The 15,626-nt window shown below is 71.8% G+C and carries 12 protein-coding genes; 8 read left to right on the top strand and 4 right to left on the bottom strand.

Features of this window, described 5'->3' with window-relative positions; translation table 11 throughout:
- The first annotated feature begins 19 nt into the window (after positions 1-19).
- From J5Y10_RS25430 to J5Y10_RS25410, 5 genes are all read left to right on the top strand, one after another.
- Positions 20-1,840, top strand: coding sequence for a flavin-containing monooxygenase (locus J5Y10_RS25430; RefSeq protein WP_209376941.1), 1,821 nt, complete (start codon positions 20-22; stop codon positions 1,838-1,840).
- A gap of 70 nt (positions 1,841-1,910) precedes the next feature.
- Complete coding sequence (locus J5Y10_RS25425) at positions 1,911-3,323, top strand: amidase family protein (protein WP_209376940.1); 1,413 nt, start codon at positions 1,911-1,913, stop codon at positions 3,321-3,323.
- 53 nt (positions 3,324-3,376) lie between these two features.
- Positions 3,377-4,957 carry an ABC transporter substrate-binding protein gene (locus J5Y10_RS25420; RefSeq protein ID WP_209376939.1) on the top strand — a complete coding sequence of 527 codons (1,581 nt, stop codon included), beginning with the start codon at positions 3,377-3,379 and terminating at the stop codon, positions 4,955-4,957.
- 15 nt (positions 4,958-4,972) lie between these two features.
- Entirely contained in the window at positions 4,973-5,338 is a 366-nt protein-coding gene (locus J5Y10_RS25415; RefSeq protein ID WP_209376938.1) for a N,N-dimethylformamidase alpha subunit family protein, read from the top strand.
- A 17-nt stretch (positions 5,339-5,355) separates the two neighbouring features.
- The gene (locus J5Y10_RS25410; protein ID WP_209376937.1) at positions 5,356-7,626 is read left to right on the top strand and encodes a N,N-dimethylformamidase beta subunit family domain-containing protein; all 2,271 of its coding nucleotides are present in this window, start codon (positions 5,356-5,358) and stop codon (positions 7,624-7,626) included.
- Here J5Y10_RS25410 and J5Y10_RS25405 read toward each other — a convergent pair.
- The 4 genes from J5Y10_RS25405 to J5Y10_RS25390 are packed head-to-tail and all read right to left on the bottom strand — an operon-like array spanning position 7,615 to position 12,528.
- The gene (locus J5Y10_RS25405; protein ID WP_209376936.1) at positions 7,615-8,097 is read right to left on the bottom strand and encodes a (2Fe-2S)-binding protein; all 483 of its coding nucleotides are present in this window, start codon (positions 8,095-8,097) and stop codon (positions 7,615-7,617) included. The two genes, J5Y10_RS25410 and J5Y10_RS25405, sit on opposite strands and share 12 nt — an antisense overlap.
- Positions 8,094-8,894 carry an FAD binding domain-containing protein gene (locus J5Y10_RS25400; protein WP_209376935.1) on the bottom strand — a complete coding sequence of 267 codons (801 nt, stop codon included), beginning with the start codon at positions 8,892-8,894 and terminating at the stop codon, positions 8,094-8,096. The genes J5Y10_RS25405 and J5Y10_RS25400 overlap by 4 nt, the downstream gene beginning before the upstream one ends.
- Entirely contained in the window at positions 8,891-11,242 is a 2,352-nt protein-coding gene (locus J5Y10_RS25395) for a xanthine dehydrogenase family protein molybdopterin-binding subunit (RefSeq protein WP_209376934.1), read from the bottom strand. The genes J5Y10_RS25400 and J5Y10_RS25395 overlap by 4 nt, the downstream gene beginning before the upstream one ends.
- Positions 11,239-12,528, bottom strand: coding sequence for an amidohydrolase/deacetylase family metallohydrolase (locus tag J5Y10_RS25390; protein WP_209376933.1), 1,290 nt, complete (start codon positions 12,526-12,528; stop codon positions 11,239-11,241). The genes J5Y10_RS25395 and J5Y10_RS25390 overlap by 4 nt, the downstream gene beginning before the upstream one ends.
- Positions 12,529-12,820: 292 nt before the next feature.
- Here J5Y10_RS25390 and J5Y10_RS25385 point away from each other — a divergent pair, with 292 nt between their 5' ends.
- From J5Y10_RS25385 to J5Y10_RS25375, 3 genes are read left to right on the top strand one after another with little or no spacing between them, the layout of a single operon-like run.
- Positions 12,821-13,852, top strand: a complete 1,032-nt coding sequence (locus J5Y10_RS25385) for an ABC transporter substrate-binding protein (RefSeq protein WP_209376932.1) — start codon at positions 12,821-12,823, stop codon at positions 13,850-13,852.
- Positions 13,849-14,613: an SDR family NAD(P)-dependent oxidoreductase gene (locus tag J5Y10_RS25380; protein WP_209376931.1), complete on the top strand. Its 765-nt coding sequence runs from the start codon at positions 13,849-13,851 to the stop codon at positions 14,611-14,613. The genes J5Y10_RS25385 and J5Y10_RS25380 overlap by 4 nt, the downstream gene beginning before the upstream one ends.
- Before the next feature lie 13 nt (positions 14,614-14,626).
- On the top strand, positions 14,627-15,604 hold the full coding sequence (locus J5Y10_RS25375) for an isopenicillin N synthase family dioxygenase (RefSeq protein ID WP_209376930.1): 978 nt from the start codon (positions 14,627-14,629) through the stop codon (positions 15,602-15,604).
- Positions 15,605-15,626: the final 22 nt, after the last annotated feature.

Below are 15,626 nucleotides of genomic sequence, written 5' to 3'. Positions count from 1 at the left end.
GCGGCGGGCGAGGGGGCGCATGACGGTGACGACGCAGGCGGCGGAAGCCGTGGCGGGCGAGTGGCTCGCGGCGCTTTCGCAGCGGATCGCGGCCCGCGACGCGGCCGGTGCCGCGGCGCTGTTCCATGCCGAGAGCTACTGGCGGGACCTGCTGCCCTTCACCTGGTCCATCGCGACCTTCGAGGCCCCTTCGGCGATCCGGACCATGCTGGAGGAGACGCTTGCCCGCGTTGAACCGACCGGCTTCCGCCTGGAGCCGGGCACGGCGAAAGCCGATGGCCCGGTTACCGAGGCCTGGTTCCGCTTCGAGACGGGCACGGTCCGCGCGCGCGGCCACATCCGCCTGCGGGACGGGCGGTGCTGGACGCTGATGACGGCCGCGCTGGAGCTGAAGGGGCACGAGGAGAGGACCGGCCGGACGCGCGAGGCCGGCGCCGAGCACGGTGCCGCCCCGGGTCGCAAGAGCTGGCGGGAGAGGCGGGAGGAGGAGGCCCGGGCGATCGGGACGACGGAGCAGCCCTATGTCCTCATCGTCGGTGGTGGGCAGGGCGGCATCGTCCTCGGCGCCCGTCTGCGCCGCCTGGGCGTGCCGGCCCTGATCATCGACGCGCATCCCCGGCCGGGCGACGCCTGGCGGCGGCGCTACCGCACGCTCTGCCTGCACGACCCCGTGTGGAACATCCACCTCCCCTATCTTCCCTTCCCCGGTCACTGGCCGGTCTTCACGCCGAAGGACCGGATGGCGGATTGGCTGGAGTCCTATGCCGGGCTGATGGAGCTCGACATCTGGAGTTCCACGCGCGCCGAGGCGGCGCGCTTCGATGAGAGCAAGGGCGAGTGGGAGGTCACCGTCCGCAGGGAGGGCCAGCCCGTCACGCTGCGCCCGAAGCAGCTAGTCCTCGCCACCGGCATGTCCGGCGCACCCCAGGTGCCGGCCTATGACGGCGCCGAGACCTTCCGGGGCGTCCAGCTCCATTCCAGCGCCTATCGCGGCGGGGAAGACTACGCCGGCAAGCGATGCGTGGTCATCGGCTCCAACAATTCGGCGCACGACATCGCGGCGGAGCTGTGGGAGTGCGGCGCGGACGTGACGATGGTGCAGCGCTCCTCCACCCTGGTGGTGAAGGCCGACACGCAGCTCCGCCACTTCGGCTACAAGCTCTACTCGGAGGACGCGCTGGAGGCCGGGATCGGCACGGAGCAGGCGGATTTCATTGCCGCCTCCCGCCCCTACGCAACCCTGCCGCCGATGCACCGCGCCCTATACGACGAGATCCGCCGGGAGGATGCCGAGTTCTACCGGCAACTCGAGGCGGCAGGCTTCATGCTGGATTTCGGGGAGGACGAGAGCGGCCTCTCCATGAAGTACCTGCGCCGCGGTTCCGGCTACTACATCGATGTCGGCGCCTCCGACCTCATCATCGGCGGCGACATCAAGCTGAGGAGCCGCGTGAGGGTCTCCCGCATCGTGCCTGAAGGCGTGGCGCTGGATGACGGCACCGTGCTTCCGGCCGACCTCATCGTCTACGCGACGGGCTTCGAGCCGATGGAGAGCTGGATCGCCGGGCTCGTCTCCGAGGAGGCGGCGCGGCGGGTCGGGCATGTCTGGGGGCTGGGCTCCGGCACGCGGCGCGATCCCGGCCCCTGGTCCGGCGAGCTGCGGAACATGTGGAAGCCCACGCGCCAGGAAGGGCTCTGGCTGCAGGGCGGCAACCTCCAGCAAATCCGCTTCTACTCCCGCCTCTTCGCCATCCAGCTGAAGGCGCGGATGGAGGGTATTCCCACGCCCGTCTACGATCCGAAGGTCTTCGAGGCGGAAGCGGCGGAGGCCCTTCTTTGATGGCGCGGCAAGGGATGGCACGCCCGTTGCCTTGTCTCGAAACGCCCCTTTCCCGCACGGAGGAATGCTGATGACGGACGCGGATCTGGGCTTCCTGCCGGCGGGTGAGCTGCTCTCCCTCTACCGGAGCAAGTCCGTCTCCCCCGTCGAGGTGATGGAAGCAATACTGCGCCACGTCGATCGCACCGACCCGCGCGTCAACGCCATGGCGCGCACCACGCCGGACCAGGCGCGCGCAGCGGCGAGGGAGTCGGAGGCGCGCTGGATGCGCGGCGAGCCCCGCCCGCTGGAAGGCGTGCCGGTCACCATCAAGGACCTTCAGCACACCAAGGGCATCCGGACGGATTTCGGCACGCATATCCTGGAGGGAACGATCCCGGACGTGGACGTTCCCTGCGTTACGCGCCTCTACGAGGCCGGCTGCGTCATGCTGGGCAAGACGACGTCCTCGGCCGAGTGGGGCTGGAAGGGCGTCAGCGAGGCGCCGGTCTACGGGGTCACCAGCAATCCCTGGAAGGCCGGCTACAATGCCGGCGCCTCCTCCTCCGGCGCCGGCGTCGCGGCGGCGGTGGGGTACGGGCCGCTGCACCAGGGCGGCGACGGCGCCGGCTCTATCCGCATGCCCGCGCATTTCAGCGGCGTCTACGGGCTAAAGCCGACCCATGGGCGCGTGCCGAACTGGCCGATGTCCAACAACGACCTGGCGACCCATATCGGCCCGCTCACGCGGACGGTGACGGATGCGGCGCTGATGCTCGGGGCGATGGCCGGTCCGCACCCCTGGGACTACACCTCGCTAGAGGCACCGGCGGAGGACTATGCCGCGCGGCTCTCCGCCAGCATGCGCGGCCGGCGCATCGCCTACAGCCCCGATCTCGGCCATGCCCGCGTGGATCCCGATGTGGCCGCAATCGTCGCCCGCGCCGTCGGCGTCTTCGAGGCCATGGGCGCACAGGTCGAGACCGTCGCTCCGTCCTGGGGCGGGCTCGGCCCGGAGCTGTCGCGCTTCTTCTGGCCCGCCACCTTCAGCGCCCGGCTGAAGTACCTCCCGGAATGGGAGGACCGGATGGACCCCGGCTTCGTCGCCATGATCCGCACGACGACGGACTACACCGTCGCGCAGTTCATGGCGATGCGGGAGCGCCGCTTCGCCTATTGCCAGGCCATCCACGAGTTCATGGAAGGCTACGACTTCCTGCTGACCCCCGCCGTCAGTGTGGCGGCCTTCCCGGCCGACCGGCTGCAGCCCGAGCACTGGCCGCAGCACCCCTGGGACTGGCTGAGTTGGGCCGAGTTCAGCTACCCCTTCAACTGGTCGGGCAATCCCGCCGCCAGCATTCCCTGCGGCTTCACGGAGGCCGGCTTCCCCGTCGGCCTGCAGATCGTCGGGCGCCGCTTCGACGATCTCGGCGTGCTGCAGGCCAGCGCCGCCTTCGAGGCCGCGCAGCCCTGGACGCAACACCGCCCGCCGCTGGCGGGCTGACAGGCGAGACTTCGTGCGCGCGTAACACCCCCACCCCCGACGAGGAGAGCACCATGAAGCGTCGCGACATGTTCAAGGCGGGTGCCGCCATCGGCGCCGCATCCCTGGCGGGCCCCGCCCTGGCGCAGGGCGCCAAGGTGCTGAAGTTCGTGCCGGCGGCCGACCTCACCCTCGTCGATCCCGTGTTCAACACGGCGCTGGTGACGCGCACCCACGGCATGCTCGTCTTCGACCAGCTCTACGGGCTGGACGAGAGCTTCAACGTCCAGCCGCAGATGGCCGAGGGCCATGTCATCGAGGATGACGGCAAGAGCTGGAAGATCACGCTGCGCGAGGGCCTGACCTTCCACGACGGGACCCCGGTGCTCGCGCGGGACTGCATCGCCAGCATCAATCGCTGGACCCAGGCGGACGTGCTCGGCCGGAACATCCGCGCCGTGACGCTGGAGATGAACGCCCTCTCCGACCGCGTGCTGCAGATCCGCCTGAGCAAGCCCTTCCCGATGCTGGCGACGGCCCTCGCCAAGCCCTCCGCCTTCTGCCCGATCATGCCGGCGCGCCTCGCGGCCCAGCCGCCGACGACGCAGGTGACGGAGGTGGTGGGAAGCGGCCCCTTCCGCTGGGTCGCGGCGGAGCGCGTGGCGGGCTCGCGCGCCGTCTACGAGCGCTTCGCCGGCTACAAGCCGCGCCCGGACGGAACGCCGAGCTTCCTGGCCGGCCCGAAGATCCCCTATCTCGACCGGGTCGAGTGGCACACGCTGCCCGACGCCGCCACCGCCGCCGCCGCCCTGCAGCAGGGCGAGGTGGACTGGTGGGAGAGCCCGGCCCCCGACCTGCTGCCCCTTCTGCGCCGCCGGAACAACATCCAGGTGGAGGTGAAGGACCGCGCCGGCACCATGGGCATGATCCGCTTCAACCACCTGCAGCCGCCCTTCGACAATCCGGCTATCCGCCGCGCCTTTCTCGCCGGCATCAACCAGGCCGACTACATGACGGCGGTGATGGGGAGCGACCCCAGCCTGTGGAACGCCCGCTGCGGCTTCTTCCTGCCGGGCAGCCCGCTCGCGACCGAGGCCGGGCTGGAGGTGATGAACGGCGCGCCGAACCTTGAGAAGGTGAAGCGCGACCTGGCGGCGGCGGGCTACAAGGGCGAGCGCGTAACCTTCGTGGTGCCCACCGACTTCGCCGTGCTGAACGCGCAGAGCGAGATCGCCGGCGACATGTTCCGCCGCGTCGGCATCAACCTGGACTACCAGGCCTCGGACTGGGGCTCCGTCGCCAGCCGCCTGCCGAACCAGGGCGGGCTGGAGGCCGGCGGCTGGAGCGTCTGGGCGAACATCATCCCCGGCGTCATCGCCATCAACCCCGCCACCCAGTCCTATGTCCGTGGCCCCGGCAAGGCCGGAACCTATGGCTGGCCGGACCTGCCGAAGATTGAGGCGCTGCGGGACCAGTTCATGGACGCGGGCGATCCCGAGCAGCAGAAGCGGCTGGTGCGGGACATCCAGCTCCAGGCCTTCCAGGACGTTCCCTACCTGCCGACCGGCCTGTACTACCAGCCCACCGCCTTCCTGAAGAGCGTCACGGGAATCCCGAGCGGCTTCCCGCTGTTCCACAACGTCCGCAAGTCCTGATCCGGCACGAACGCCATGCTCGTGAACGATCCGGCGGCGGCGCACTGGCCCTTCGATCCCTCGCGGGTCGAGCTGGCGCTGGAGTTCCGCCGCCGGCCGCGCGGCCCGCACGGGGACAGCTTGCAGAAGCTGCTGCACCGCATGCGCTGGAACGGCGATGCGGAGCGCGGGGCGCGGTGGATCCTCGTCGTGGTGGAGCCGAACCGGCGCTGGATGCTGGCGGAGCTGCCGTTCCGGCGGAACCAGCCCGTGCGGACCTTCCCGAACGAGATTTTCACCTCCCTGGCCGAGGCCGAGTGGGAGGTCTTTAAGCGGCGCTGGGCGGCGCTTGCCGGCAACCCTCTGCCGGAGAGTATCGCCGACGCGCCCGCCGGCACATGAGGCCAGAGCACCCCGACATGCCAGTTCCCGGTGCGGTCGATACCACCGCCATCCTCGGCTACGCCCTGCCGCTCACCGTCTCCCCGGGGGAGGAGGTGCGCTTCCACCTCTCCAGCCCGGCGATCGCGAGGGCCGAAGCCGCGGTGGCCCGCGTGCGCTGCGCTGATCCCGACCCGGACGGCCCCGGCCTGAAACTGGTTTTCCCGGGCACCCCGATCGACGGGGTGGTGCCGCTGCGGGAGCAGCCCCTCTATCCCGGCTCCTGCGCCATCGTGCCGGACGCGCCGGCGCTCGCCGCGCTGTCGGGCTTCACGGCGGGCGCCTTTCTCTGGCCGACCGCGCCGGGTCTGGACTATGCCGGCACCATCGCGCAGACGGTGCTGGCCCGCTGGTGCGAGGAGACGAAGCGGGGCTGGCGCCTCGGACTCGATGCCGAGGGGCGGCCGGAATTCGTCGTCGCGGACGGCACGGGAAGCTGGCGCGCGGTCTCGCCGCACCCGTTGCTGGAACGGGAATGGGTGCTGCTCGGCGGCAGTTGGGACCCCGCCGCGCGCGAGGTCCGGATCACCGTCCGCAGCCTCGATCCGCAGTCCGGGCGGGACCGCAGCGCCACCGTCGCGGCACCCGGCCCGGCGGCGCTGTCCTGGCCCGCGGACACGGTGCTGACGATGGCCGGCCACGCCGCCGCGGCCGGTCCCTCGCCGCGGGTGATCGGGCTCTACGACGGCAAGCTGGACCGGCCGCGCCTCTACGCCGCGCCCCTGCCGCCGGACGCGCTGCACCGTCTCTGCGAGGCGTTGCGGCCGGATGCGGGCGACCCGCTGCTGCTCGCGGCCTGGGACCTGTCGGAGGGCATGGACACCGACCGCGTCCGGGACCGCTCGGCCAACCGGCTGGACGGCACGCTCCTGCAGATGCCGGCCCGCGCCATGACCGGCGCGAACTGGGACGGCAGCACACGAGGCTGGACCGAGGCGCCGTGGCAGTACGGCGCCATCCATTTCCACCGGGACGACATGGCCGATGCCGGCTGGGAGCCCGACCTGCGGCTGACCGTGCCGGCGGACTGGCGGCCCGGCTTCTACGCCCTCCGCCTGCGCGCGCGGACGGAGGGCGCGGAGCCGGTGGAGAGCTTCGTTGCCTTCTTCGTGCGGGCGCCGGTCGGCCGCCCCTCCGCGCGCCTCGCTTTCGTGGCCAGCACCGCCACCTTCCTGGCCTATGCCAACAGCGCGCTGCGGCTCGATCAGGTCCATGCGGAAGCGATGCTGGAAGGGCTGATCGCGCTCTCCCCCGACGATGTCTACCTACAGAGCCACCGGGAGCTCGGCCTCTCGACCTACGATACGCACAATGACGGCAGCGGCTGGAAGGTCAGCACCGCCGCCCGCCCGATCCTGAACATGCGGCCGCGCGGCGCCACCTTCAACTACGGCAACGACACCCACGTGCTGGACTGGCTCGAGCACTTCGGCGAGACCTATGACATCGTCACGGACGAAGACATCGACCGGCACGGGGTGGGGGTGCTGCGGCCCTATGCCTGCGTCATCACGGGATCGCATCCCGAATACGTCTCCCGCCCCATGCTCGATGCCTTCGATGCCTATCAGCGCGGCGGCGGCCGGCACATCTATCTCGGCGGCAACGGTTTCTACTGGCGCATCGCCTTCCACCCGGAGCGGCCGCACGCGATGGAGGTGCGCCGCGGCATGATCGGGCTGCGCACCTGGGAGGGGGAGGCCGGAGAGGACAGCCTGGCCTTCACCGGCGAGCCCTCCGGCACCTGGCGCACCAACGGGCGGCCGCCGCAGCGCCTCGTGGGGGTGGGCTTCGACGCGCAGGTCTTCACGGCCTCGGCGCCCTATCGTTGGCTGGACGGAGCGCGCGACCCGGCCCTGGCCTGGCTGACGGAGGGGATCGACCTCGACGCACCGCTCGGCGAGTTCGGCCTGCGGGGGGGCGGCGCGGCCGGGATCGAGGTGGATCGGGTGGAGCCCACGCTCGGTTCGCCGCCAGGCCTCGTCTGGCTCGCCACCGCGGACCGGCTCGGCTACGGCGGCGTTCCCGTGCCCGAGGAATCCCGGACGCTGCACCGGGGCATGATGGGCGACCAGAACGCGCGCGTCCGCGCGGACCTCGTCTTCTTTACCACGGCCGGGGGAGGGGCCGTCTTCTCGACGGGCTCCATCGCCTATGCCTGCGCGCTGACCTGCAAGGACTACGAGAACAACGTCAGCCGCCTGACGCGCAACGTGCTCCGGCGCTTCCTCGACCCGTCACCCCTTTAGGGCGCGCCGGGCCTCCAGCACGCGCAGGACGGCCCGGACGATGCCGCGGTAGCCGGTGCACCGGCAGAGATTGCCCGAGAGCTCCTCCCGCACGCGCACCTCGTCCGCATCCGGCAGGCGCAGGACGATGTCGCGCGCGGTGATCAACATCCCCGGCGTGCAGTAGCCGCATTGCAGCGCGTGCTCCGCGGTGAAGGCGCCGCGCAGCGCCTCCATCACCGCGTCACCCGCGAAGCCCTCGATGGTGCGGATGCGGGCGCCGTCGCAGGCGCCGGCATGGGTGATGCAGGATCGCGCGGGGGCGTCGTCCAGCTCCACCGTGCAGGCGCCGCAGACCCCGTGCTCGCAGCCAAGATGCGTGCCGGTCAGCAGCAGCTCGCCCCGCAGCAGGTCGGCAAGGTGGGTGCGCGGCTCCGCCAGGACTTCGGCGGCCTCGCCGTTCACGGTCAGGTGGATCGGAAGGCGGGTCATGCGTCCTCCCCGGCCATGCGGACGGCGCGCCGCAGCGCGGTGCGCGCCAGGGCGGCGCGCCAGGGGTCGAGCCCGGGCAGGGCGGCGACGATGCGGGAAGCCTCCTCCTCCGGCGCGGCTATCAGGGCGGTGGCATCGGGAATGAGCATCGGCGGCTCGTCCAGCGCGGCCAGCACGGCGCGCGGCGCCTCGCCGGGAACCGCGAGGACGCAGGCGGTAGCCTTGGAGAACTCGCCGGGCTTGCGGCAGAACTTCCAGTGGCCCCAGCGCGTCCCCTCGGGCAGGACGGGCAGCTCGATGGCGCGGAGCAGCTCGTCCGGCCGGAGCGCCGAGGAGAGGAGGCCGGTGACGAAGCTCGCCAGTGGAATGCGGCGCTCCCCGGCAGGGCCGACCGCGACCGCGTCGCCCGGGAAGGCCGGCAGCACCGCCACCCAGTCCGCGGCCGGGTCGGCATGGGCCAGGCTGCCGCCGACCGTGCCGCGGTTCCGCACGGGGCGATAGGCGATGCGCCGCGCCACGCCGGCCAGGATGGCGCCAAGGCGCCCCGGCACGGCCCCGTCCTCGATCGCGGCATGGGTCGTGCCCGCGGCGATCCGGCAGCGCCCGCCCGACACGGTGACGCCGCGGGCATCCGGCAGGTGCCGCAGGTCGATCACCCCCTCGGGCTGCGCCATGCGCAGGTTCAGCATGGGCCCGATGGACTGCCCGCCGGCCATTGGGCGGGCGCCGCCCCCCAGCAGCGCCACCGCGGCCGGCCAGTCCGCCGGGCGGGAGTAGGTGAAGGGGGCGGGCTTCAACGGGCGCGCGCCTTCTCCAGCGCCTCGATCACGCGGGCGGGGCTGGCGGGCAGGTCCATCACCTCCGCGCCAAACCGGTGCAGCGCGTCGTTGACGGCGTTGACGATGGCGGCGGGCGGGCCGATCGCCCCGCTCTCGCCGATGCCCTTCTGGCCGAAGCGCGTCCAGGGACTGGGCGTCTCCATGTGGTCGATGCGCGTCGCCGGCAACTCCGCCGCGCCGGGGACGAGGTAGTCCGCCAGCGTGCCGGCCAGGGGCTGGCCGGAGGCGTCGAAGGGCATCTCCTCGTACAGCGCGGTGCCGACGCCCTGGGCAAGCCCGCCGAGCACCTGCCCGTCCACGATCATCGGGTTCAGCATCTGCCCGGCATCCTCGACGATGACGTAATCCTCCAGCACCACCTCGCCCGTCTCGGTGTCCACGCGCGCGACCACGGCGTGGCAGGCGTAGGAGTGCGTGCCGGTATCGGGATCGGGGCGGTAGCCGCCGGTGACCTCCAGCCCGCCCGGATCCACGCCGCGCGGCAGGTTCTGGGGGCGGCGGTACCAGGTGCGCGCCACCTCCTCCAGCGTGACCTCGGCCCCGCCGTCGCGCCGGCGCACGGCCCCGCCCGAGATCTCCACCCCCCCCGGCTCCGCCTGCAGCAGGGAGGCACCGATGGCCAGCGCCCGCTCGCCCAGAAGCCGGCAGGCCTCGGCCACGGCGCCGCCGCCCATCACCGCGGCGCGGCTGCCCCAGGTGCCCGTGGAATAGGGCGTCAGCGCCGTGTCGCCATGCACCACGCGGACGCGCGCGGCCGGCACGCCCAGAACCTCATGCGCCACCTGGGCGAAGGTGGTCTCCATGCCCTGGCCGTGGTTCTGCAGCCCCGTGCGGATTTCCAGCACCCCGTCCGGCGTGAAGCGCGCCATGGCCTGCTCGTAGCCCGGCACGAAGGGGATGCCCCAGCCGTGATAGACGGAGGTGCCGTGCGCGCCCTGCTCGCAGAACACCGCCAGGCCGAAGCCCACGCATTCCCCGGCTGCCTGCCGCGCCGCGATCCGGTCCAGGTCGAAATGCGCGACGGCGCGGCGCAGCGCCTCCGGATAATCCCCGCTGTCGAAGACTTTCCCGACGAGGTTGCGGTAGGGCATCGCATCGGGCGGGACGAGGTTCACCTCGCGGATGCGCGCCGGGGAGATCCCGAGCTGGCGCGCCAGCGCGTCCATCGTCGTCTCCAGCGCGTAGCACACGCCGGTGCGGGCCACGCCGCGATAGGGCAGGATGGGCGGCTTGTTCGTGCAGGCGGAGACGGTGCGGAACCGGAAGCGCGGCAGGGTGTAGGGACCGGGGAAGATGGAGCCGATCTGTGCCGCCTCCAGGCAGGCACTGAAGGGGTAGGAGGAGTAGGCGCCGGAATCGACCGTGGCATCCACCTCCGCGCCGAGCAGCCGCCCATTGCGATCCGCCCAGGCGGTGACGACGTAGTGGTGCTCCCGGCAATTGGCGTTGGCCGTCAGGTGCTCCAGCCGGTCCTCGATCCAGCGGACCGGACGCTCCAGCCGCATGGCCAGCCAGGCGCATGCAATCTCCTCCGGCAGGAGGATGCCCTTGTAGCCGAAGCCGCCGCCGAGATCGGGCGCGATCACGCGGATGCTGCCCTCGTCCAGCCCCAGAACCTCCGACAGCCCGCTGCGGATGATGTGCGGCTGCTGGGTGGAGCTGGTGACGACCAGCTGCTCCAGCCGAGGGTCCCACTCCGCCAGGACGCCGCGCCCCTCCATCGGTACCATGCATTGCCGGGCCGTGCGCAGCTGCCGCGTGACCTTCGCCGCCGCGATCCCGTCCAGGTCGGACAGGTCCTCGTCCCGCTGCGTCTCCAGGAAGGCGTTGTCGGGCCAGTGCTCGTGGATCAGCGGCGCCCCGGGCGCCCGGGCCGTGAGCATGTCGGAGACGACCGGCAGCTCCTCGTAGTCGAGGCTGCAGGCGGCGGCGAGGTCCTCGGCGGCGGCGCGGCTGGAGGCGACGCAGGCGGCAATCGCCTCGCCGACATAGCGCAGCTTGCCGCTGGCGAGCACGGACTGCTCCGAGACCCGGAAGCCCGGCAGGGCGGAGGCGGCGCGGATGCCGCCGACCCCGGCCAAGTCCGCCATGGTGAAGACCCGGGCCTCCGCGTCCGCCGGCTTGCCGACGCCGAGAAGGCGGGCATGCGCCACCGGGCTGCGGAGGAAGGCCACCTCCAGCAGCCCCGCCGGGCGGATGTCGCCGACATAGCGGCCGCGCCCGTGCAGGAAACGCGCATCCTCCTTGCGAAGAAGGCTGGCGCCGACGCCTTGGCCGCCTCCCTGGCCGACCCCGTCGGGACTCACGCCGCCTCGGCCAGGATCGGGCGGGGAAGAACGACCGCATCGGCCTCGTAGCGCCGGCCCGCGCGCAGGCAGAAGGCGGGGCGCAGCAGCCGCTCGGCGATCACCTTCGTGTCCTCGTTGTCCTGCAGCAGGAAGCGGCCGCGCTCGTCCGAGAGAACGGAGATGTCCGCCTCGCGCCCCACCTGCAGGCTGCCGATCTCGTCCTCCATCCGCAGCATCGCGGCGGGGTTCACCGTGACCATCCGCACGACGTGGTCGAGATCGATCCCCAGCGCCAGCATGCTCGTCATGGCGGAGGCGAGGGAGAAGTTCTGCCGGCCGGCGAAGAGGTGCATCTCCTCCTTGTCGGGATGCGTGTCCGGCGTGCCGCGCGGCTTCGGCAGGGTGGTGTTGTAGCCGTGCATGTCGGCGCCGAGCGTATCCGGCAGCACGCCCGCCTCCAGCACCAGCCGCGCCATCTTGAAGGAGAAGTGGGAGCCGTGGCCGACATCGGTCTTCAGGCCGCGCGCCAGCGCCTCCCGCACCACCGGGTGGAGCTTACCGTGCCGGTCCACGAAGCCGCCGGGGTGGCGGGTGAAGGGATGCGCCAGGATGTCGCCGGCGCGCATGATCTCCAGCATGTCCGGCAGGATGGCGTCCGGGTCGTAGGAAGGAACGTCCTCCGGCAGGGGCCAGAGCTGGCCGAAATGGATGTAGAGCGGCCGGTCGATCTCGCGCGCGATCTCCGCCGCCTTCTTCATCGCCTCGTCGCCCCAGCGGGTGAAGCCGCCGATCTCCGCATGGCCCTTGATGCCGCGCACGAGGTCGCCGTTCTCGCGCCCGCTGCGGATCGTGTCCTCCACGGCGATGCAGTCCGGCCGGTAGAGCTCGGGGTAGTAGTGCCCCTCCAGCCCGCCCACCATGTAGGCGGAGAGAAAGGCGAGCACGCGGCTGGCGGCGGGCTTCACCGCGTATTCCCGGAAGCCCGGGAAGGTGAGGACCGAGGGGCCGCCCTGGTCCACCAGCGTGGTCACGCCGGAATGCACGCCCACCATGTCGGCATCGAGCCCGAAGCGGCCGGTGACGTAGCGGTAGACATGCGCGTGGGTGTCGATCATGCCGGGCAGCACAAGCTGGCCGGCGACGTTGTAGGTTTCCCGCGCCACGCCCGGCAGGTTCGGGCCGACCGCGGCGATGCGCCCGGCGCGCACGGCCACATCCGCGATCGCGTCGATGCCCTGCGCCGGGTCGATCACCCGGCCACCGCGAAGCACCGTGTCGTAGGGTCCCGCCTGCGTGAAATCCATCTTGGCCTCCTGCCTGGGCGCCCGCCCTCGGCCGCTGCGGTGTTGCGGGAATGGCTGGGCTGGGGAGTGGCAAGGCTTGTGCCACGCCCTGCAGAGATATGGACCGCCTCGGCACGCCGGCGAAACAGGAAATATGTGGGCACAGGCACATTTTTTCGGCTGATCCCAGCTGGAACGCCCAATCCTTGTGCGGCACCGCGCCGGCCCGGCGGCAATCGCCGCGCGCGGGCGTGGCATGGCGCTTGCTGCAAGAGCTGCCATCCTTGCCAGGTGTCGCGAAAGGCCGCCGAGCATGAAACGCTCCGACTTCCTCCGGCATGTTGCCGCGCTCCCCCTCCTGGGGGCGGCAGCCCTCGGCACCCGCCCGGCGCGCGCGCAGGCGCCCGCGCCGCTCCGCTTCGCCTGGGACTGGGCGCCGCAGGGCTACCACGCCATCTGGGGCCTGGCGGAGGAGCGCGGCCTGTTCCGCGACGCCGGGCTGCGCGTGCAGCAGGACCGCGGCTACGGCTCCGGCGATACCATCACCAAGGTTGCCACCGGCGCCTACGACATGGGCTTCGCCGACATCAATGCGCTGGTGCAGTTCAACGCGCGCAACCCGAACCAGCGGGTGATCGCGGTCGCCATGGTGTTCGACAGGAACCCGGCCGCCGTCGTCACGCTCCGCCGCACCGGTATCCGCAGCGCCGCCGACCTGCCCGGCCGCAACCTGGGCGCGCCGGAGGGGGAATCCAGCCGCGTGCTCTTCCCCGTCTACGCGCGGGCCGCGGGCATTGACCCTGCCTCGGTCCGCTGGACATCCATGACCGCGAGCCTGCGGGAATCCATGCTCGCCACGGGCCAGGTGGAGGCGATCACCGGCCTGATGCAGTCCGCGGTCTTCGGGTTGCGCGCTGCGGGCGTGCCGGCCGGCGACATCGTCTCGCTGCCCTATGCGGAGGCGGGCGTGGACCTGTACGGCCACGGCATCATCACCTCCGCCGCCTTTGCGGAGCGCAACCCGGAGGCGGTGCGGAGCTTCGTCCGCGCCTCCATCGGCGGCCTGAAGGCCGCGCTGGCCGATCCCAAGGCGGGCATGGCCGCCATGAAGAAGCGGGAAGCCCTGTTCGACGAGGCGCTGGAGCTCGAGCGCTTCAACATGACCCGCGACGTCGCGATCATGACGGAGAGCGCGCGCCGCACCGGCTTCGGCACGCTGGAGCCGGAGCGCATGAAGCGGCTGGTGGCGATCAACGCCGAGGTGAACGGCATCGCCAACCCGCCGGCGCCGGAAAGCCTCTTCTCCACCGCCTTCCTGCCGCCCCAGGCCGAGCGCATGCCGTGACGGCCGCGCCGCTGCAGGGCCGCGTGGCGCTGGTGACCGGGGGCGCGGCCGGGATCGGCCTTGCCCTGGCCAGCGGCCTCGCGCGGCGCGGCGCCGCGGTGGTGCTGGCCGACCTGCAGGGCGCGGAGGGCGCGGCCGCCGGGCTGCGGGGGGAGGGGCTGGCGGCGCAGGGCGTGACCGGCGACGTCACCTCGGAGGCGGCAGTGGGCGCGATGGTCGCGGCCGCCGAGGCGCATTTCGGCGGGCTCGACATCCTCGTCAACAATGCCGGGATCTACGCCACCCTGACGCCGAAGCCCTTCGAGGAACTGGACCTGGCGGAATGGCGCCGGGTGCTGGAGGTGAACGTCATCGGCACCTTCCTGTGCTGCCGCGGCGTGCTGCCGGCCATGCGGCGGCGCGGTGGCGGACGGATCGTCAACATCAGCTCCGGCGTTGCCTTCAAGGGCAATCCCTACATGGCGCACTACGTCGCCAGCAAGGGCGCGGTGGTGTCGCTGACGCGGGCCCTGGCGACGGAGATGGGGCGCGATGCCGTGCTGGTGAACAGCGTGGCCCCCGGCTTCACGCTCAGCGCCAACGTGCTGAACAACCCCACCCTGATCGCGGGGGTGAAGGAGCCGTCGCTCCGCAACCGCGTGATCGGGCGCGACATGGTGCCGGACGATCTTGTCGGCGCCGTCTGCTTCTTCGCCGGACCGGACGCCGCCTTCATCACCGGGCAGACACTGGTGGTGGACGGCGGCGCCTATTTCCACTGAGGAGAGGGAACCCATGCCGCAGATCCCGGTGATCGACCTGTCCGAGGCCCTGGCGGGAGACCCCGCCGCGCGCCTCCGCACGGGGCAGGAGATGGACCGGACCTGCCGGGAGATCGGCTTCTTCACGATCGCCGGCCATGGCGTGCCGGCGGCGGTGATGGACGGGCTGCGCGACACCGCCAACGCATTCTTCGCCCTGTCGCTGGAGGAGAAGCGGCGCGCGGTGCATCCGGTCCCCGGGACGCCGCGCGGCTACATCGCGCTCGGCGTGGAGGCGCTCTCCCACGGCAACGCCGTGGAGACGCCGCCCGACCTGAAGGAATACTACCATTTCGGCCGCGAGGGCTGGCCGGACGAGCCCTACTACACCTCGGAGGAGGGCCGGCGCTACTTCCGCCCGAACCTCTGGCCGGAGCGCCCCGCGGGCTTTGCCGAGGCCGCCGCCAACTACTACGCGGCGATGGAGGCCCTGACGGTCGAGATGATGCGCCTGGCCGCGCTCGGTCTCGGCATCCCCGAGCACTTCTTCGACGACAAGATCGACCGCCACATCACCGCGATGCGGCTGAACCACTACCCCGAGCAGCACCAGGCGCCCGCAGCCGGGCAACTCCGCGCCGGCGCGCACACGGATTACGGGCTGCTGACGATCCTGAACGGCGAGAATGTGCCGGGGGGGCTGCAGGCGCAGACGCGCGACGGGCGCTGGCTGGACGTGGAAACGGACCCGCGCAGCTTCGTCGTCAACATCGGCGACCTGCTCATGCGCTGGACCAACGACCGCTGGGTCTCCAACGTCCATCGTGTGGTGAACCCGCCGGACAGCGAGGCGGCGCGGAGCCGGCGCCTGTCCATCGCCTTCTTTCACCACCCCAACTACGACGCCTCCATCGAGTGCATCGCGCCGCCCGGAGGGGCGAAGTACCCGCCCGTCCTCTCCGGCGCCTATCGGGACGAGAAGTACCGCCAGACACGTGTCGCTGCCGCCTGACCCCATCTGAGGAGCCATCGCC

The organism is Roseomonas indoligenes (assembly GCF_017813365.1).
In the GTDB taxonomy this organism is placed as follows: domain Bacteria; phylum Pseudomonadota; class Alphaproteobacteria; order Acetobacterales; family Acetobacteraceae; genus Roseomonas; species Roseomonas indoligenes.
The sequence above is the reverse complement of the archived record's forward strand: the minus strand, read 5'-3'. Positions and strand labels throughout refer to the sequence as shown.

Bases quoted from the DNA above. Each gene is read 5' to 3' on its own strand.
- J5Y10_RS25430 (WP_209376941.1), top strand. From the start codon at position 20: ATGACGGTGACGACGCAGGCGGCGGAAGCCGTGGCGGGCGAGTGGCTC.
- J5Y10_RS25425 (WP_209376940.1), top strand. From the start codon at position 1,911: ATGACGGACGCGGATCTGGGCTTCCTGCCGGCGGGTGAGCTGCTCTCC.
- J5Y10_RS25420 (WP_209376939.1), top strand. From the start codon at position 3,377: ATGAAGCGTCGCGACATGTTCAAGGCGGGTGCCGCCATCGGCGCCGCA.
- J5Y10_RS25415 (WP_209376938.1), top strand. From the start codon at position 4,973: ATGCTCGTGAACGATCCGGCGGCGGCGCACTGGCCCTTCGATCCCTCG.
- J5Y10_RS25410 (WP_209376937.1), top strand. From the start codon at position 5,356: ATGCCAGTTCCCGGTGCGGTCGATACCACCGCCATCCTCGGCTACGCC.
- J5Y10_RS25405 (WP_209376936.1), bottom strand. From the start codon at position 8,097: ATGACCCGCCTTCCGATCCACCTGACCGTGAACGGCGAGGCCGCCGAA.
- J5Y10_RS25390 (WP_209376933.1), bottom strand. From the start codon at position 12,528: ATGGATTTCACGCAGGCGGGACCCTACGACACGGTGCTTCGCGGTGGC.
- J5Y10_RS25385 (WP_209376932.1), top strand. From the start codon at position 12,821: ATGAAACGCTCCGACTTCCTCCGGCATGTTGCCGCGCTCCCCCTCCTG.
- J5Y10_RS25375 (WP_209376930.1), top strand. From the start codon at position 14,627: ATGCCGCAGATCCCGGTGATCGACCTGTCCGAGGCCCTGGCGGGAGAC.